At 54.5% G+C, this 17,432-nt stretch carries 17 protein-coding genes; 3 read left to right on the forward strand and 14 right to left on the reverse strand.

What is annotated here, in order from left to right; genetic code table 11:
- Window positions 1-51: 51 nt before the first annotated feature.
- Window positions 52-1,089, reverse strand: coding sequence for an oxidoreductase (locus DFO56_RS21620; RefSeq protein ID WP_045507786.1), 1,038 nt, complete (start codon window positions 1,087-1,089; stop codon window positions 52-54).
- Between the two features lie 321 nt (window positions 1,090-1,410).
- Between DFO56_RS21620 and yhhY the strand changes: the two genes are divergently transcribed.
- Window positions 1,411-1,902, forward strand: coding sequence for an N-acetyltransferase (gene yhhY, locus DFO56_RS21630; RefSeq protein ID WP_020455578.1), 492 nt, complete (start codon window positions 1,411-1,413; stop codon window positions 1,900-1,902).
- 34 nt (window positions 1,903-1,936) lie between these two features.
- Here yhhY and ggt read toward each other — a convergent pair whose 3' ends face one another.
- On the reverse strand, window positions 1,937-3,697 hold the full coding sequence (gene ggt / locus DFO56_RS21635) for a gamma-glutamyltransferase (RefSeq protein ID WP_045507782.1): 1,761 nt from the start codon (window positions 3,695-3,697) through the stop codon (window positions 1,937-1,939).
- 120 nt (window positions 3,698-3,817) lie between these two features.
- Here ggt and DFO56_RS21640 point away from each other — a divergent pair, with 120 nt between their 5' ends.
- Complete coding sequence (locus DFO56_RS21640; protein WP_045507779.1) at window positions 3,818-4,231, forward strand: DUF2756 family protein; 414 nt, start codon at window positions 3,818-3,820, stop codon at window positions 4,229-4,231.
- Here DFO56_RS21640 and ugpQ read toward each other — a convergent pair.
- From ugpQ to livK, 11 genes are all read right to left on the reverse strand, one after another.
- Window positions 4,228-4,968: a glycerophosphodiester phosphodiesterase gene (gene ugpQ, locus DFO56_RS21645; RefSeq protein WP_045507776.1), complete on the reverse strand. Its 741-nt coding sequence runs from the start codon at window positions 4,966-4,968 to the stop codon at window positions 4,228-4,230. The genes DFO56_RS21640 and ugpQ overlap by 4 nt on opposite strands.
- A complete protein-coding gene (locus tag DFO56_RS21650) occupies window positions 4,965-6,038 on the reverse strand; it encodes a sn-glycerol-3-phosphate import ATP-binding protein UgpC (protein WP_017459562.1) in 1,074 nt (357 codons plus the stop codon). The genes ugpQ and DFO56_RS21650 overlap by 4 nt, the downstream gene beginning before the upstream one ends.
- 269 nt (window positions 6,039-6,307) lie before the next feature.
- Window positions 6,308-7,153 (reverse strand): sn-glycerol-3-phosphate ABC transporter permease UgpE, encoded by an 846-nt coding sequence (gene ugpE, locus DFO56_RS21655; RefSeq protein ID WP_045507774.1) that lies wholly within the window; start codon window positions 7,151-7,153, stop codon window positions 6,308-6,310.
- Window positions 7,150-8,037 (reverse strand): sn-glycerol-3-phosphate ABC transporter permease UgpA, encoded by an 888-nt coding sequence (gene ugpA, locus DFO56_RS21660; protein ID WP_045507771.1) that lies wholly within the window; start codon window positions 8,035-8,037, stop codon window positions 7,150-7,152. The genes ugpE and ugpA overlap by 4 nt, the downstream gene beginning before the upstream one ends.
- A gap of 99 nt (window positions 8,038-8,136) precedes the next feature.
- A complete protein-coding gene (gene ugpB, locus DFO56_RS21665; RefSeq protein WP_017459565.1) occupies window positions 8,137-9,453 on the reverse strand; it encodes a sn-glycerol-3-phosphate ABC transporter substrate-binding protein UgpB in 1,317 nt (438 codons plus the stop codon).
- 307 nt (window positions 9,454-9,760) lie between these two features.
- Entirely contained in the window at window positions 9,761-9,886 is a 126-nt protein-coding gene (locus DFO56_RS25030; protein WP_228007870.1) for a type I toxin-antitoxin system Hok family toxin, read from the reverse strand.
- Window positions 9,887-10,184: 298 nt separating this feature from the next.
- Window positions 10,185-10,898: a high-affinity branched-chain amino acid ABC transporter ATP-binding protein LivF gene (gene livF, locus DFO56_RS21675; protein WP_044489515.1), complete on the reverse strand. Its 714-nt coding sequence runs from the start codon at window positions 10,896-10,898 to the stop codon at window positions 10,185-10,187.
- Window position 10,899: 1 nt separating this feature from the next.
- Window positions 10,900-11,667, reverse strand: a complete 768-nt coding sequence (gene livG / locus DFO56_RS21680; RefSeq protein WP_020455588.1) for a high-affinity branched-chain amino acid ABC transporter ATP-binding protein LivG — start codon at window positions 11,665-11,667, stop codon at window positions 10,900-10,902.
- A complete protein-coding gene (locus tag DFO56_RS21685; protein ID WP_045507767.1) occupies window positions 11,664-12,941 on the reverse strand; it encodes a high-affinity branched-chain amino acid ABC transporter permease LivM in 1,278 nt (425 codons plus the stop codon). The genes livG and DFO56_RS21685 overlap by 4 nt, the downstream gene beginning before the upstream one ends.
- Window positions 12,938-13,864: a high-affinity branched-chain amino acid ABC transporter permease LivH gene (gene livH, locus DFO56_RS21690; protein WP_020455590.1), complete on the reverse strand. Its 927-nt coding sequence runs from the start codon at window positions 13,862-13,864 to the stop codon at window positions 12,938-12,940. Before livH ends, DFO56_RS21685 begins: the two co-directional genes overlap by 4 nt.
- 54 nt (window positions 13,865-13,918) lie before the next feature.
- Window positions 13,919-15,028, reverse strand: coding sequence for a high-affinity branched-chain amino acid ABC transporter substrate-binding protein LivK (gene livK / locus DFO56_RS21695; RefSeq protein ID WP_045507764.1), 1,110 nt, complete (start codon window positions 15,026-15,028; stop codon window positions 13,919-13,921).
- A 487-nt stretch (window positions 15,029-15,515) separates the two neighbouring features.
- On the opposite strand from livK, the gene panM reads away from it, so the two are divergent.
- A complete protein-coding gene (gene panM / locus DFO56_RS21700; RefSeq protein ID WP_044489748.1) occupies window positions 15,516-15,899 on the forward strand; it encodes an aspartate 1-decarboxylase autocleavage activator PanM in 384 nt (127 codons plus the stop codon).
- A 231-nt stretch (window positions 15,900-16,130) separates the two neighbouring features.
- On the opposite strand, the gene DFO56_RS21710 is transcribed toward panM, so the two are convergent.
- Complete coding sequence (locus DFO56_RS21710) at window positions 16,131-17,234, reverse strand: branched-chain amino acid ABC transporter substrate-binding protein (RefSeq protein WP_141402823.1); 1,104 nt, start codon at window positions 17,232-17,234, stop codon at window positions 16,131-16,133.
- Window positions 17,235-17,432: the final 198 nt, after the last annotated feature.

The following is a 17,432-nucleotide window of genomic DNA, read 5'->3' on the forward strand; positions in this document are numbered from 1 at the left end:
TTGACTCCTCTGTTCAAAAAAAGTGAACAAGTTGCGAGGAGTCTTTTTCAGTTATTTCGCGAGGGTTATCGTGGCAGGAGAAGCCTGCTCAAAAGCGCGTTCCAGCAGTTCAAGGTTGGTGAGAACTTCAGATTCCTTGACGTAATTTGGCGCACCGTTTGAAAGCGTTTCGTACAGCGCATCGTAGACGCGACCATAGTCACCCGTTTCCGGAGCGACCTCTTCCCGCACCGTTTCACCCGCCGCATTCACATATTCCAGAACGCCCTTGCTGTCGTCAGCGGCAAAACCGGGTTCGCCCGGCATGATATTGGCTTTCAGGCTGGTTTCCTGCTGGTCGATACCGTATTTAATAAACGACCCTTTGGTGCCGTGGACGATAAATTTCGGGTAATCAATCTTCACCAGATGGCTGGTTTTGACGATGGCTTTTAAATCGCCGTAAAACAGCTGGGCTTCGAAAGTATCATCCGGGTTGGCTTTATTACGCAGGCTGCGGATGTCATACGCGGCGTGATCCGGGCGGCCAAACAGCGAAATGATTTGATCCATCGTATGCACGCCGAGGCCATAAAATGAGCCGTCCTGCGGCAAACCAGGTTTGGTTTCCGCTACCGGGCGGTAGTAATCAAAATGGCTTTCAATTTCCACGATGTTGCCGAGTTTGCCGCTTTCAATCGCCTTTTTCGTGGTGAGGAAGCAGGAGTCAAAACGACGATTCTGGTACGGCGTCACCGTCAGGCCTTTGCGTTTTGCCAGCTCAAACAGCGTTACCGCTTCCGCCATTGTTGGGGTGAATGGTTTTTCCACCAGCACATTTTTACCCGCTTCCAGCGCACGCTTAGCGTAGTCGAAATGGCTGTCGGCATGGGTACAAACGATCACCAGTTTGACCTGCGGATCATTAAAGATGTCGTCAATATCACTGGTGAACTGAATGTGTTGATACTGCGGATGCTGCTCTTCCGGCTTCGGGTGGCGGCGAAAAATATGCGCCACATGCCAGCTGTCTTTGCGGTGCAGAACATACGGGAGGTGATAACGGGTGGTGCTTTTACCAAAGCCGATAAAGGCGCAATGTAGCGTCATAATCCAGTCCTTATCAAGTTGACTCTCACAACCATAGCGCATCTGCAAAGGACGTGTCCCTGACCCTTTTCCCAAAAGGGCGGCAAACGGGAAGGCAAATCGCAGGCAAAAAAAAGCCAGCACGCGGCTGGCTAAGAAATACTGGAAGCAATGTGAGCAATGTCGTGCTTTCAGGATTACCGCAACGGTTTCCCTGAACGCATGGCAATAATAATCATTATCATTCGCACCTGTCCACTTTTTTTTTGCAAAAAATGGCAGTTGACGCTTCGCCAGAAAGCCAGGAAGGTAGCTTTCTACCCCATCAACAGGAGAAGCAGGATGAGCAAGATAGTGGTACGCCATGCCGAAGCGCGCGATGCAGAATCTTTACGTCAGTTTTATGCGCAACCCGAGGTGTATCATAACCTGCTACAGCTACCTCATCCCCCTGCTGAACTGTGGGAAGACCGCCTGAAACCGCAACCCGGCCGCCGCCAGTTGGTCGCCTGCATTGACGAGCAAGTCGTCGGAAACCTGACGTTAATGGTGGAACAAAATCCGCGCCGTAGCCATGTCGCCTTTTTTGGCATGGCGGTATCATCGGCGTTCCAGAACCGGGGCGTCGCCAGTGCGCTGATGCGTGAAATGATTAACCTGTGCGATAACTGGTTGCGCATCGAACGCATTGAGTTAACGGTGTTTGCTGATAACGCCCCCGCGCTCGCCGTGTACCGTAAATTTGGTTTCGAGATTGAAGGTACAGGCAAGCGTTATGCGTTGCGTAACGGCGAGTATGTTGATTCGTACTATATGGCACGAATGAAAGGCTAAGGAATTCCTCTCCCCAAACGGGGAGAGGAATTGTTCAGTATCCGGCGGTTAAATCATCCACCGAGCGCGGATCCGACGCGCCATACAGCGTACCGTCCGGCCCGACCATAATGCTCTGCGTACTGCCCATCGCTTCCTTAACGGCTACTTTTTGCCCTTTCTGTTCAAGCAGTTTTAACGTGTCCGGGCTAAAGCCTTTCTCGACGCGCAGTTCATCCGGCAGCCATTGATGATGAAAACGCGGCGCGTTGGTAGCTTCGGCGACATTCATGCCAAAATCGATGCTATTCACCACCATTTGCAGCACCGTGGTAATAATTCGGCTACCGCCGGGGCTGCCGGTGACCAGCCAGGTTTTGCCATCTTTCAGCACAATGGTTGGCGACATTGAAGAGAGCGGGCGTTTGCCCGGCCCAATCGCATTCGCATCGCCGCCCACCAGCCCGTAGACATTCGGCACGCCCGGTTTGGCAGAGAAATCATCCATTTCGTTATTCAGCAGAATGCCGGTATTGCCAGCAACAATCCCGGTGCCGAATACCGTATTCAGCGTATAAGTGACCGCAACTGCATTGCCATCTTTATCCACCACCGAGAAGTGCGTGGTTTGGTTACTTTCGTAAGGTTCCAGCTTGCCGGGGCGGATCTGGCTGGAGGGGCGCGCTTTGTTGACATCAATCTGCGCGGCGATCGATTTGGCGTACTCTTTGTTGGTTAACGCCTGCCACGGCACTTTGACAAAGTCCGGATCGCCCAGATATTCCGAACGGTCGGCATAGGCATACTTCTCCGCCTCGGTCATCACCTGCATCGCATCCGCACTGCCAAAGCCGTACTTCGCCAGATCGAAGTTTTCCAGGATATTGAGGATTTCCACGATATGAATCCCGCCTGATGAGGGCGGTGGCATGGAGTAAATCTCGTAACCGCGATAGCTGCCGCTTATCGGCGTGCGCTCCACGGCTTTGTAGTTGGCTAAATCCTCTTTGGTGATAAGCCCACCGTTTTTGCTCATCTGCTGGGCGATTTGCACAGCAATCGCGCCTTTGTAGAAGGCGTCCGGGCCTTTCTCCGCAATCATCTCCAGACTTTTGCCGAGATTGCTTTGCACCAGCTTGTCGCCCTTTTTCAGCGGCTCGCCATCTTTCCAGAAAATGGCTTTGCTGGTTTCGTGGTTGGGCAACACTTCACTGCCATAGGTTTTCAAATCGCCCGCCAGCGCATCGTTCACCACAAAGCCCTGTTTCGCCAGCTTGATGGCCGGTTGCACCACTTTGTTCAGCGGCAGCGTGCCGTACTTTTCCAGCGCCAGCGAGAAACCTGCAACGGTGCCGGGCGTGCCGGACGCCAGATGAGAAGTCAGGGATTTTTTACTGTCCGGGTTGCCCTGATCGTCGAGAAACATATCGCGTGTCGCGCCAGCGGGGGCCATTTCACGGAAATCAATCGCCGTGACGTTCCCTTCTTTGCTACGAATCAGCATGAAACCGCCACCGCCGAGGTTACCGGCCTGCGGATGCGTGACTGCCAGTGCGTAACCAACCGCCACCGCTGCATCCACCGCGTTACCGCCCTGCTTGAGAATATCGACACCGACGCGCGTGGCAGTTTCATCCACCGAGGCAACCATGCCCTGTTTCGCTACAACAGGATGAAAGACATCGGCTTCAACCCCGTAAGATACCGGAGGCGGCGCGGTCGCCTGCCCTTCTGGCGGCGCCGCCGCAACGCCAAAACATCCTCCCGCCATCAGCGCGGCAATCGCCAGCCAACGCGCAAACTTCTGTTTCATCATCGTCGTTCTCCCGAGTAAGGGCTACAGTCCCCGCTTAAGCCTGGTTCACAACTCTTAAAAATGCATTGTCACGAATGAAAGCGAGTAAACTGATAGGAAACCTCAATGGAGGACAGGACGATGAAACAATTACTGATTCTGGCGGCGCTGCTGCCCTTTAGCGCCTTCGCACAGCCATTAAACACCACCAATGATCCGCACCAGCCTGGGTATGTGATCCCAAGCCAGCAGCGAATGCAGACGCAGATGCTCAACCAGCAGCAACAGCATCAAGGAATGCTGAAACAGCAGATGCAGACGCAAACCCAGCTGCAACAGCAACAATTGCAGATGCAGATGAATAACAATTCCCAACGGGTAAGGCAGGCGCAGCCGGGGGAGCTCAATCCCGGCGGCCAGCAAGTGCTCCCCAACAACAGCCCCGGGATGCTCAGCGGGGGAACAACTAGCAGCGGTATGACGCAGCAACATATGCTGCCGCAAACGCAAAACGGCGACATGCTGCAAAGTACATCGCCGTCGACAACACCTTAGTACTGGAAGTGCGGCCCGATATCGTCAATTTTATCGGTGCAGATGCTATCAACGCCCCAGCGCAGCAGTTCCGCCGCCCGTGCGGGCTGGTTGACGGTATAGACCAGGATGCGCAAGCCCGCATCGCGCAACATGCGTACGCGGGCTTCATCCAGCAGTTTATGGTTAAGATGGATCGATACGCAGCCCAGCCGTTCGGTGAGCGCCTGCCAGTCATCACGCCACTCATCGAGCAGCAGGCCGCGCGGCAGTTCCGGCGCGGCTTGCTGCGCCGCTTCCAGCGCATCAATTTCAAACGATGAAAGCAGCGGCGGTGTCATTCCGGCCCACAGATCGCGCGCGGCCAGCGCCACCACTTTACCGGTGAGCGCCCCGGTGCCGGTGGTCGGTTTAATTTCGATATTCGCCATCATGCCGTGCTGGCGACAGCGCTCGGCCACCTGGGAGAGCAGCGGCAGCGGTTCGCCTTTGAATTCACCGCTGAACCAGCCACCTGCATCCACTTTCAGCAGATCGTTCCACGCCAGTTCGCCCGCGACGCCCCAACCGTTACTGGTACGCTCCAGATTGTCGTCATGCAGCAGGAAAATCTGCCCATCTTTCGACAGCTTGGCATCGAACTCAATCATCGTGTGCCCGTAACGCGCGCCAACATCAATGGCAGCCAGTGTGTTTTCCGGTGCCAGTTTACCGCCGCCGCGATGGGCGACAATGTGGGGATATGGCCAGTTGCTCATACTCGTTGTCCTGTTTCACCATCAAATAAGTGCAGGTGATTTTCCGGCAAATGGAGCCACAGCGTGCTGCCTGCCGTCGGGCGATCCTGATGCGACAAACGCACCACCAGTTTCTGCTCGCCCCAGCGACCATGCGCTAAGTTATCCGCGCCGAGGATCTCCAGCGTGTCCATCACCAGCGGTACACCGCCTGCGGCCTGTGAGCTTAGCGCAATATGTTCCGGGCGGATACCCAGCGTCATCTTGCGGCCTGCATACCCGCGATAGTACCAGTTGATCGGCAGCGCCATGCCGCTCTCCAGTTCAAAGTGCGTACCGGCGCTGCTGATACGGCCATCAAGCAGGTTCATCGCCGGGCTACCGATAAAGCTCGCCACAAAGCGGCTGGCGGGTTTTTCATACACCTCAACCGGCGTACCGATTTGCTCCGCCACGCCTTTATTCATCACCAGCACGCGCTGCGCCAGCGTCATTGCTTCCACCTGATCATGGGTAACGTACAGCGAAGTGGTGTTCAGGCGACGATGCAGTTGTTGCAGCTCAAGGCGCATTTGCACACGCAGCTTGGCGTCAAGGTTGGAAAGCGGTTCATCGAAGAGAAACACCGCTGGATCGCGGACAATCGCGCGGCCCATCGCCACACGCTGGCGCTGGCCGCCAGAGAGTTCGCGCGGGCGGCGTTTTAACAGGCCCTCTAATTCAAGAATACGCGCCGCTTCCGCGACACGCCCGGCGATATGCTCTTTGCCCATGCCGCGAATTTTCAGCCCCCACGCCATATTCTCTTCCACACTCATGTGCGGGTAGAGCGCATAGTTCTGGAACACCATCGCGATACCGCGATCTTTGGGTTCCATTTCGGTGACGCGCTGGGTATCAATCCAGATATCCCCGCTGGTTACGCGCTCCAGGCCTGCGACCATGCGCAACAGTGTTGATTTACCACAGCCCGACGGGCCAACCATCACAATAAACTCACCGTCTGCGACATCCAGCGTCAGCGGCTGGATCACCTGGGTTTTGCCGCTGTCCCAACTCTTGGTGACCGCTTGTAATTTTAATCCTGCCATATAAGGTTGCATCTCTTGATTGTTCGTGAACGTCGCTGGCGGCCATTTTTGCCCAAGGCAAGGCGCGAGCGGCGAAGTTTGGTGGGCCCAAATAAAACGCGAGTAACGCAGCTTTGGGCAAAAATGGCCCCAGCCCTTCGGGACGCGTACCGAAACCGCGTACTCTGCGTTGTCGGATTTGGACATAGGCCCACTATGTCCATCATCCTCCGCCTTGATTACGCGGTTTCGGCTCAGCGTCGACGTCACGCACAATCAAGGGATACAACCTACTTCTCACTGTCGACCAGGCCACGCACAAAGGCGCGCTGCATGGCTAAAACGATAACGACCGGGGGGATCAACGTCAGCAACATCGCTGCCATGACCTGGTTCCATTGCGTGGTGCTTTCACCGCTGGCAATCATGCTTTTTACCCCCGCCACGGCGGTGCCAAGATTGACGTCGCTGATAATTAGCAGCGGCCATAAATACTGGTTCCAGCCGTAGATAAAGGTGATGACGAACAGCGCCGCGAGGTTGGTTTTTGACAACGGCAACACGATGTCGCGGAAAAAACGCATTGGCGATGCGCCATCAATTCGCGCGGCTTCCATCAACTCGTCCGGCAAGGTCATAAAGAACTGGCGGAACAAAAACGTTGCTGTTGCGGAGGCCATCAGCGGCAGCGTCAAACCGGTGTAGCTGTCGAGCATTTTCAGGTTCGCAATCACTTCCACCGTTGGGAAAATACGCACCTCAACCGGCAGCATCAGCGTGCAGAAGATCATCCAGAAGAAGAGGTTGCGCAGCGGAAAGCGGAACCAGACAATGGCGAAGGCGGAGAGCATCGATACGGCGATTTTGCCGACGGTGATGACAAACGCCATGATGAAGCTGTTGGTCAGCATCAACCAGAACGGCGCGCTATTCGCGCCAATACCCTTGACCCAGATGTTGCGCAGGTTCTCCCACAAATGGGTGCCGGGGATCAGCGTCATGGGCGTGTCGTACACGGCGTTGATATCCAGCGTCGCCGTTACGAAGGCGACATACAGTGGGAACAGCACCACCGCAATCCCGAGAATAAGCATGATATGGCTGAATAACGTCAGCCCGGGGCGATTCTCAATCATTGGTAGCGCACCTTACTTTCAACATAGCGGAACTGGATCACCGTCAGCACTATCACCAAAAACATCAGTACCACCGACTGCGCCGCAGACGCGGAGAGATCCAACCCGGCGAAACCTTCGCGGTAAATTTTATAAATCAGCGTCGTCGTCGCCTGAACCGGGCCACCTGCTGTCGCGGCGTCGATCACCGGGAACGTGTCGAAAAAGGCGTACACCAGGTTAACCACCAGCAGGAAAAAACTCACCGGCGCAATGAGCGGCAGTGACAATTTGAAGAAGCGACGGATCGGCCCGGCACCGTCAATGGCGGCGGCTTCAACCAGTGAGCGCGGAATTGACTGCAAAGCGGCAAAGAAGAACAGGAAGTTGTAGCTGATCTGCTTCCATACCGAAGCAAAAACCACGAGGAACATGGCCTGGCCACTGTTTTGCGCATGGTTCCATTCATAGCCAAACTGCGCCAGAAAATGGGTAAGCAAGCCGCGACCGGGGTTAAAGAGAAAAATCCACAGCACAGCGGCAACCGCTGGCGCAACGGCGTAGGGCAGCAGCATCAGCGTTTGATAAATGCGACTGCCGCGCACCACGTTATCCACCAGCGCGGCAAAAAACAGGGAAACCAGCAGGCCGCTGAACGTCACCCACGCGCTAAAGCGCATGGTGGTCCAGAAAGAGTCCAGATAATAGCTGTCGTGAAACAGCGCGACGAAATTATCCAGCCCGACAAACTGGCTGGAGAGGCCGAACGGATCGACACTTTGTACCGAATACCACAGCGCTTCAGCCGCAGGCCAGATAAAGAAAATAATGGTGATAGCCAGCTGCGGCGCTACTAACACGTATGGGAGCCAGCGCGAACGAAACACCGGACGGGATGAGGACATAAGCAACTCTTTTCAGATAGGCCGGATAGCAACGGCCTACCGTAAAGTAGGCCGTCTTTGTCTGCCGGATAAGTACTTTTCTCCCGGCAAAACACTACATCAAGACTTGGTGGACTGCTCGAAGCGGCGCAGCAGCTGGTTACCACGCTCAACGGCGGAATCGAGCGCCTGTTGCGGGGTTTTCTTACCGGTCCATACGCTTTCCAGCTCTTCATCAACAATGGTACGGATCTGCGGCATGTTGCCCAGACGCAGACCTTTGGTGAACGCCAACGGCGGCTTGTTCAGCATCTGACGCGTAGCGATATCTGCGCCCGGGTTCTTGTCATAGAAGCCCTCTTTACGCGTCAGATCGTACGCTGCGGTAGTGATCGGCAGGTAACCAGTTTTCTGGTGCCACTCCGCTGCGTTTTCCGGTTTTGCCAGGAAGTCGAGGAACTGGGCAACGCCTTTGTAAGTGGCATTGTCTTTACCCTGCATCACCCACAGGCTTGCGCCGCCGATAATGGCGTTCTGCGGCGCACCTTTCACGGTGGCGTCATACGGCATCATGCCAACGCCATAATTGAATTTGGCGTAATGGCGAATATCTGCCAGCGAACCAGAAGAGGCAGTAGTAATGGCGCAGTCGCCGTTATAGAACTTCTCAGTGGACTCATCTTTACGCCCGAAGTAGCTGAAATCGCCTTTTTTGTTCAGTTCTTCCAGCATGGCGATGTGTTTCACCTGCTCCGGCTTATTGAACTCCAGTACCGCGTCAGTACCGTCAAAGCCGTTGTTTTTGGTCGCAACCGGCAGACCATGCCAGGCGCTGAAGTTCTCAATCTGGATCCAGCCCTGCCAGCCGCTGGCGTAGCCGCATTTCATCCCGGCCGCTTTCAGCTTGGCAGTGTATTCGGCCAGATCCTGCCAGGTTTTCGGCGGCTGATCCGGATTCAGACCCGCTTTTTTAAAGGCGTCTTTGTTGTAATACAGCACGGGTGTAGAGCTGTTGAACGGCTGAGAGAGCAAATGACCCGTTTTAGAATCGGTGTAGTAACCCGCAACGGTCGGCACAAACTGGCTTTCATCAAAGTTGATGCCCGCGTCTTTAAACACCTGGTAGACCGGTTTGATCGCTTTAGACGCCATCATGGTGGCGGTACCGACTTCGTAAACCTGCAAAATCGCCGGTGCGTTACCGGTACGGAAGGCAGCGATACCCGCGCTCAGGCTCTGCTCGTAGTTGCCTTTATAGATCGGTACGATTTTGTAATCCGGGTGGGTGTCATTGAAACGTTGCGCCAGGGAGTCAACTTCTTTACCTAACTCCCCTTCCATCGAATGCCAGAACGGAATGGTGGTTACCGCCATGGCGTTACCTGCAAAGACTAACCCCATCGCCAGACCCAAAGCTGTATGTCGTAACGTTGTCATTGTGCTCTCTCTTGTTATGCGGATGCGCGATTTCACGCGTTTTTATGCTCGCGAGGTAACATGACATGCTCGAATTACAGAAAAATAACCATTTAATTACAAATAGATGACAGCCAGGCGTCAGGAAAATGTCGCCAGGATGATGGTACGGTGAAGGAAAAATGGCGGTTAACGGGGCGGCCGTCGCGCTTTAGAAAGGAAAAAGGGCTTCCCTGTTAAACAGAGAAGCCCTTTATAAAGGCGCTTAGAGGTATGCACATTACCGTTTCCCCTGAAAAGGCAGGGATTTCTCCCTGCCTCCAGGTTGCTACTTACCGGATTCGTAAGCCATGAAAGCCGCGACCTCGCGGAACCCATCTTTATAACGAATTTCGCACAGCGATTTCCGTGTCAGATAAGTGAATATCAGCAGTGTGAAACACACGATAAACACGCACCAAATAAGGGTTCCTTGCGGTAGCTTCATAACCTGCGGCTCCTTGCCTTTCGGCGGGTAAGAGGCTACTCTACATGTGACTAGCATATAGACAGGCCTCGTTGGTTAATTGAAAAATGACCTTCGGGGCTTTCTTCTTTCTGCCGCACAACTTTTTACCGTCATGAGGCAAAAAGCCTCAAGCGCCACCCGCATCATATCCCATCAAGCCGTCTTGTCGCATCGCAGGAAAACGTTTTTAAGACAAAAAAACCGGCCCTTGCGAGACCGGTTTAAATGCTATTACATCAACAAGTTACCCGCCCAGGTAAGCGCTGCGCACCGCTTCGTTCGCCAGTAATGCGTCGCCAGTATCTTCCAGCACTACATGGCCGTTTTCCAGCACATATCCGCGATCGGCGAGCTTCAGCGCCTGGTTAGCGTTCTGCTCCACCAGGAAGATGGTCATGCCCTCTTTTCGCAGTTGCTCAATGGTGTCGAAAATTTGCTGAATAATGATCGGCGCAAGACCCAGCGAGGGTTCATCCAGCAGTAACAAACGCGGCTGACTCATCAGCGCGCGCCCAATCGCCAGCATCTGCTGCTCACCGCCGGACATAGTGCCAGCCCGCTGGATGCGGCGCTCATGCAGGCGTGGAAACAGTTCATAAACCCTTTGAATACGTGACTGATACTGCTCACGATCGGCGAAAAAACCGCCCATCGCCAGGTTCTCTTCCACGGTCATCCGCGAAAAGACACGGCGACCTTCCGGCACAATTGCCACGGCTTCGCGCATGATCTTCGCGGTCTGCCAGTCGGTAATATCTTTGCCATCAAATACAATGCGCCCGCTGCTGGCGCGCGGATCGCCGCACAGCGTACCGAGCAACGTGGTTTTCCCCGCGCCGTTGGCACCAATCAGCGTCACGATTTCGCCCTGGTTAATATGCAGGCTGACATCATGCAGCGCCTGGATTTTGCCGTAGTGAGCGCTAACTTTGTCAAAAGATAACATCGCCTTTTCCATCTTATGCCTCACCAAGGTATGCGCGGATCACGTCCGGGTTATTACGAATCTCTTCCGGCGTCCCGTTCGCCAGCGGCGTGCCCTGGTTCACTACATAAATCCGGTCGGAAATCCCCATCACCAGCTTCATATCATGCTCGATCAGCAGGATGGTGGTGTTGTGATGGTTACGCAGCTCGACAATCAGCTCGTCCAGCTCTTTGGTCTCTTTCGGGTTCAGACCGGCTGCCGGTTCATCAAGCATCAGGATTTCCGGCTGCGTCACCATGCAGCGCACAATCTCCAGACGGCGCTGATCGCCGTAAGCCAGGTTGCTGGCCTGGCGGTTAGCGTGCGCTAACAAACCAATACGTTCCAGCCAGGTTGCGGCGCGGTCCAGCGCTTCACTCTGCGCGCGACGAAACGCCGGCGTTTTCAACAGGCCAGAGAAAACCCCGGTTTTGAGCTGCTGATGTTGCCCCACCAGCAGATTTTCAATCACCGTCATTTCGCGAAACAGACGCACATGCTGGAAAGTCCGTACCACGCCCATACGGGCGATTTGCTGCCCCGGCAACCCTTCCAGGTGCTGGTCACGCAGCATAATGGTGCCGCCCGTCGGTTTATAGAAACCGGTCAGGCAGTTAAACACGGTGGTTTTGCCCGCGCCGTTCGGGCCAATCAGCGAAACGATCTCCTGCGGGCGCAGCTCTAACGACACATTGTTGACAGCCAGCAGACCGCCAAAGCGCATCATCAAACCGTTTACGGATAACAGTGGCTGACTCATGCCTGCTCTCCTTTCGCTTGCCCGTTTTTCAATTTCAACTGCGGACGGGTCATCGGCAGCAAGCCTTGCGGACGCCAGATCATCATCAGTACCATCAAACCACCCAGCATCAACATGCTGTATTCATTGAAATCACGCATTAACTCACGGGAAACCACCAGCAGGATAGCCGCAAGGATCACCGCAAACTGCGAGCCCATACCGCCCAATACCACAATCGCCAGCACAAACGCCGATTCGGCGAAAGTGAACGATTCCGGGCTGACAAAGCCCTGGCGCGCGGCAAAAAGCGTACCGGCAAAACCAGCGAACGCGGCGCTGATGGTAAAAGCCGTCAGCTTAATGCGTGTCGGGTTCAGGCCGAGCGAGCGACAGGCGATTTCGTCTTCACGCAGCGCTTCCCACGCGCGCCCCAGCGGCATGCGTAACAGACGGTTAATCACAAACAGCGTCAGCACCACCAGCAGCAACGCAACCAGGTAGAGGAACACCACGCGGTCACTGGGATCGTATTCCACATGGAAGAAGTTGCTGAACGTGTCCCAGCCACCTTCACGGGCAGTACGGCTGAACTCCAGACCGAACAGGGTCGGTTTGGGGATCTGGCTAATGCCGTTCGGGCCGCCGGTGATTTCGGTGTTATTCAACAACAGGATACGGACGATTTCGCCGAAGCCCAGCGTCACAATCGCCAGGTAATCGCCGCGCAGACGCAGCACCGGGAAACCGAGCAGGAAACCGGCGGCGGCAGAAACCAGCCCCGCCAGCGGCAGGCACGTCCAGAACCCCAGACCGTAATAATGGTTGAGTAGCGCGAAGGTATATGCGCCGATGGCGTAGAAACCGCCGTAACCCAGCACCAGCAAACCGGAAAGCCCGACCACCACGTTCAGGCCGAGGCCAAGGATGATATAGATCATCGTCATGGTGGCGATATCTACCGTGCCGCGCGAAACAACAAACGGCCACGCCACCGCAATCACCAGCAGCGCCAACAGGAACAACTTCTGTTTGAGCGTAGAGCCATCAATCGCCGGCAGCACGAATTTCGGACCGGAAACACCCTTCAGGCTTTTCTGGAATACAGGCCGCAGCAACTGGAAGAAAAACACCACTGCCGTGCCGATAAAGATCCACTGCCAGCGGATATCCGCCGCGGTATCGACCACCAGTTTGGTGCCGTTCAGCTCCAGTTGCACGCCCATAAAGACGCTCGCCAGGACGAAAAACATCGCCGCTGAGAGCAGCGCCATCGCAAAATGCATCGGTTTCATACTTTTTCAACCTCCGGGCGACCGAGGATGCCGGTCGGCATCACCAGCAGCACCACAATCAACAGCGCGAACGACACCACATCTTTGTATTCGGTGCTCAGATACGCCGAAGAGAGGGATTCTGCAACACCCAGGATCAGGCCGCCGATCATCGCGCCCGGAATGCTACCGATACCGCCCAGCACCGCGGCGGTAAATGCTTTCATCCCGGCCATAAAACCGATATACGGGTTGATAACGCCATAGAACTGGCCAAGCAGCACGCCCGCCACCGCCGCCATAGCCGCGCCGATCACAAAAGTCAGCGCGATAACACGGTCAGTGTTGATACCCAACAGACTTGCCATTTTCAGGTCTTCCGCACAGGCGCGACAGGCGCGCCCCATACGGGAATAGCGGATGAACAGCGTCAGCGCCAGCATGGCAACGAAGGTCACAATCCAGATAACCAGTTGCATAGTGGTGATCGCCGCAGAGAAGTTTTCGCTGCTGCCGACAACCCACTGCCCGTTAAACAAGCTTGGTAGCGCCACATCGCGGGAGCCTTCGGTCAGGCTGACGTAGTTTTGCAGGAAAATAGACATGCCGATGGCGGAAATTAGCGCAATCAGGCGTTTGGAGTTGCGCACCGGCCGATAGGCCACTCGCTCGATACTCCAGCCGTAAGCGCTGGCAATGATAATGGCACCGACGAAACCGGCCGCGACCAGCAGCCAGCTGGAGTCGATACCCATCATCATCAGCGCGGCGATGATCATAAAGGAGACATAACTGCCGATCATATAAACCTCGCCGTGGGCGAAGTTGATCATGCCGATAATGCCGTAAACCATGGTGTAACCAATGGCGATCAATGCGTAGGTGCTTCCCAGCGTGACGCCGTTAAACATCTGCTGCAAGAAATAGAGAAACTGCTCGGACATAACGTAACCTTCTAAAATCTCCCGGAACATTGCGCCCCGGGAGAGGGATGACAGTTATTTCGCCACGGAAGACGAACCATCGGCGTGCCATTGGAAGACACCGAATTCAAATCCTTTCAGATCGCCTTTTTCATCCCAGTTCAGCGGCCCAATCACGGTTTTAGCCCCGTTGGCTTTTAAATCTTTAATCAGTGCCAGTGGCTCACTGCTGCCGGTACGCTCCAGCGCGGTGGCCAGCGATTGCACGGCGGCGTAGGTGATCCACACATACGGGCCGCTCGGATCTTTCTTCTCGGCTTTCAGCGCATCGACAATACTCTGGTTCGCCGGATCCTGGTCATAACGCTTCGGCATCGTCACCAGCATGCCTTCTGCCGCAGCCCCCGCGATATTCGACAGCGAGGCGTTGCCCACGCCTTCCGGTCCCATAAACTGGGTTTTCAGACCGCTGGCGCGCGCCTGGCGCAGGATTTGTCCCATCTCCGGGTAGTAACCACCGTAGTAGACAAAGTCGATATTTTCTTTTTGCAAACGCGATACCAGCGCAGAAAAATCCTTCTCACCGGCGGTGATGCCATCGAAGAACACCACATTCGCACCGCCCGCTTTCAGCCCTTCCTGCACGGAGCGAGCAAGGCCTTCGCCGTACTGCTGCTTATCGTGAATAATGGCAATACGCTGCGGTTTCAGGGTGTTCAGGATGTACTTCGCGGCGGTCGGCCCCTGCGAGGAGTCCAGCCCGGCGGTACGCATAATGTGTTGATAGCCGCGCTGCGTCAGCTCCGGGTTGGTCGCACCGGGCGTGATCATCAGGATACCTTCGTCTTCGTAGATGTCCGATGCGGGCTGTGTTGATGATGAGCAAAGATGGCCAATTACATATTTCACACCGTCATTGACGATTTTGTTCGCCACGGCAACGGCTTGTTTTGGGTCACAGGCGTCGTCATATTCCTCGGCGACCAGTTTATCGCCCTTGATCCCGCCCTTAGCGTTGATATCGTGGATAGCCTGGCGCGCACCGTTGAATTCCATATCGCCCCACTGGGCAACCGGACCGGACATCGCACCGACAACCGCTACCTTAATATCCTTCGCCATGGCCGCGTGAGACATCGCAAGTGCTACTATCCCCGCGATTAATGTCTTCGCGTTCCTTTTCATTGTTGTAAATCCCCATTCGTGATGTCGTGTTTACACTTCCTGCCTCAGGCAGCCGGAACGTTGGCTTGCTGTTGCCTGAATTATTCGTGTAATAATTTTGTTTTATTATGGTTAAAAAGCATTCTGTACTTTTAATGCACAACGCTATTTTTACCAGTGCCTTTAATGGTTTAGCGCAGTTTTTTAGCAAAAACCAGACTAAATCCTCTATTTTTCAGGCTATTAAGCAGAGATAATATTCTGTATTTCTTCCGAGATAAACAAAAAAAGCCCCGACATCAGCATAAAATAACGGCATATAAAGCGGAATAAAACGCTACCAATTAGGTTAAAATCCTGCCTGTTTTTCGATCTCCAATGTTTAACACTACGCCAACCGCTGCGGCAAAATTATTCGCCTGTCGAATGAAAAATAAAAAACGATCAAACCCTGCCATGCGAAATTGATTACACTCACACAATGTTTTGCGTTTTGGACAAGCTGTACATGAAATTGACTATCGTCCGACTGGTGACCTTCACCGAACAGGATCATATTGATTTAGCGAAAGTCTGGCCGGAATACTCCTCTGCATCTCTTGAAGTAGATGACACTCATCGTATCTACGCGGCGCGTTTTAATGACCGTCTGCTGGCTGCCGTTCGCGTGACGCTACTCGGCGTCGAAGGGGCGCTGGATTCCCTGCGCGTGCGCGATATCACTCGTCGTCGCGGCGTGGGACAATATCTGGTGGAAGAAGTGATGCGTGATAACCCGTCGATCACCAGTTGGTGGATAGCCGATATCGGCGTCGAAGACCGGGCCGTAATGGCTGCTTTCACCCAGAGACTGGGATTTACCGCACAGGAAAATGGCTGGGAAAAACGATAAAGCCCGCGCTGTGGATGTGCCTGGTGGCGCGATGCTTAACAGACCTACCTTCAAAAAAAGAAAAAAAGCCGGGATTTTCCCGGCTTTTTCAATTAGTTCTGACCTGGACTTTCTCATCGCAGGAAGGCAGCAAGTTCGCTCATCCCCGGAAGTTTACTGAAGTCAGTGACCGGGGTGAGTGCGTGCAGCCAACGCCACTGAGGCGCGAAAGACGACGCTCAGCCCAGGAAATCACTTAGCGTCGGTCGCTGTACCGTTCGCATGCCAGGTGAAGACCCCGAATTCAAAACCTTTCAGATCGCCCTTCTCATCCCAGGAGAGCGGCCCCATGACGGTATCCACTGAATGGCCTTTCAGCCAGGTTGCGATAGCCGCCGGATCGGCAGACTGCCCCAGACCTGCAGCCAGTGATTGCAGCGCAGCGTAAGTGGTCCATACAAACGCACCACTTGGATCCTGTTTCTTCGCTTTGATCGCATCCACAATCGGTTTGTTCGCCGGAACCTGGTCATAGTTTTTCGGTTTGGTGACCAGCATACCTTCTGCGGATTCACCGGCGATGTTAGACAGGGAAACGTTCGCCACGCCTTCCGGTCCCATAAACTGGGTTTTCAGGCCAGCGGCACGAGACTGACGCAGGATCTGCCCCATTTCCGGGTGGTAACCGCCGTAGTAAACGAAGTCGATGTTCTCTTTTTTCAGGCGCGCAACCAGCGTAGAGAAGTCTTTCTCACCGGCAGTGATACCGTCGAAGAACACCACGTTAGCGCCGCCTTTTTTCAGCCCGTCCTGAACTGCACGCGCCAGACCTTCACCATACTGCTGTTTGTCATGGATAACGGCGATGCGCTGCGGCTTCACTTTCTCCAGAATGTATTTCGCCGCGGTCGGGCCCTGGTCAGAATCCAGGCCGGTGGTGCGCAGCGTCAGTTTGTAACCACGCGCGGTCAGCTCAGGCGCTGTCGCCGCAGGCGTGATCATCAGAATGCCTTCGTCTTCGTAGATATCAGACGCCGGCTGGGTAGAAGAGGAGCAGAGGTGGCCGATAACGTATTTAATACCGTCATTGACCACTTTGTTGGCGACCGCCACCGCTTGTTTCGGGTCACAGGCATCGTCATATTTTACTGCAACCAGTTTGTCGCCTTTGATCCCACCTTTGGCATTAATGTCGGCGATAGCTTGTTCAGCGCCGGTAAACTCCTGGTCACCGTACTGCGCAACCGGACCGGACATCGCCCCGACAACGGCAACTTTGATATCTTTGGCGAATGCCACGTTGCTCATTGCTAACGCAATACATCCTGCCAGTAACGCTTTACCCTTCATTTTCATCCTGAGTTTCCCCATTGTTATGGTTATTGCATTTGTTGTGATGTTGTTGTGTGGCACATTATTTCGCTTATTATCATAAGCAAAGAATATGATAGTAGTTTTTAGCCGTTCCGCCCGTGCCTGAGCAGCATACTCTGCTAAAACATACCCCATTTTTCGGAATATGGAATAACAATTTTGAAGGTTGTACGACAGACT

Origin of the sequence: Kosakonia sp. AG348 (genome assembly GCF_003337365.1) — a bacterium.
In the GTDB taxonomy this organism is placed as follows: Bacteria; Pseudomonadota; Gammaproteobacteria; order Enterobacterales; family Enterobacteriaceae; genus Kosakonia.

What these genes read in the sequence shown, in the direction of transcription:
- DFO56_RS21640 (WP_045507779.1), top strand. Translation starts at nt 3,818, where the DNA reads ATGAAACAATTACTGATTCTGGCGGCGCTGCTGCCCTTTAGCGCCTTC.
- DFO56_RS21710 (WP_141402823.1), bottom strand. Translation starts at nt 17,234, where the DNA reads ATGAAAATGAAGGGTAAAGCGTTACTGGCAGGATGTATTGCGTTAGCA.
- livK (WP_045507764.1), bottom strand. Translation starts at nt 15,028, where the DNA reads ATGAAAAGGAACGCGAAGACATTAATCGCGGGGATAGTAGCACTTGCG.
- DFO56_RS21650 (WP_017459562.1), bottom strand. Translation starts at nt 6,038, where the DNA reads ATGGCAGGATTAAAATTACAAGCGGTCACCAAGAGTTGGGACAGCGGC.
- yhhY (WP_020455578.1), top strand. Translation starts at nt 1,411, where the DNA reads ATGAGCAAGATAGTGGTACGCCATGCCGAAGCGCGCGATGCAGAATCT.
- DFO56_RS21685 (WP_045507767.1), bottom strand. Translation starts at nt 12,941, where the DNA reads ATGAAACCGATGCATTTTGCGATGGCGCTGCTCTCAGCGGCGATGTTT.
- panM (WP_044489748.1), top strand. Translation starts at nt 15,516, where the DNA reads ATGAAATTGACTATCGTCCGACTGGTGACCTTCACCGAACAGGATCAT.
- livH (WP_020455590.1), bottom strand. Translation starts at nt 13,864, where the DNA reads ATGTCCGAGCAGTTTCTCTATTTCTTGCAGCAGATGTTTAACGGCGTC.
- ugpQ (WP_045507776.1), bottom strand. Translation starts at nt 4,968, where the DNA reads ATGAGCAACTGGCCATATCCCCACATTGTCGCCCATCGCGGCGGCGGT.
- ggt (WP_045507782.1), bottom strand. Translation starts at nt 3,697, where the DNA reads ATGATGAAACAGAAGTTTGCGCGTTGGCTGGCGATTGCCGCGCTGATG.
- livG (WP_020455588.1), bottom strand. Translation starts at nt 11,667, where the DNA reads ATGAGTCAGCCACTGTTATCCGTAAACGGTTTGATGATGCGCTTTGGC.
- ugpB (WP_017459565.1), bottom strand. Translation starts at nt 9,453, where the DNA reads ATGACAACGTTACGACATACAGCTTTGGGTCTGGCGATGGGGTTAGTC.
- livF (WP_044489515.1), bottom strand. Translation starts at nt 10,898, where the DNA reads ATGGAAAAGGCGATGTTATCTTTTGACAAAGTTAGCGCTCACTACGGC.
- ugpA (WP_045507771.1), bottom strand. Translation starts at nt 8,037, where the DNA reads ATGTCCTCATCCCGTCCGGTGTTTCGTTCGCGCTGGCTCCCATACGTG.
- ugpE (WP_045507774.1), bottom strand. Translation starts at nt 7,153, where the DNA reads ATGATTGAGAATCGCCCCGGGCTGACGTTATTCAGCCATATCATGCTT.
- DFO56_RS21620 (WP_045507786.1), bottom strand. Translation starts at nt 1,089, where the DNA reads ATGACGCTACATTGCGCCTTTATCGGCTTTGGTAAAAGCACCACCCGT.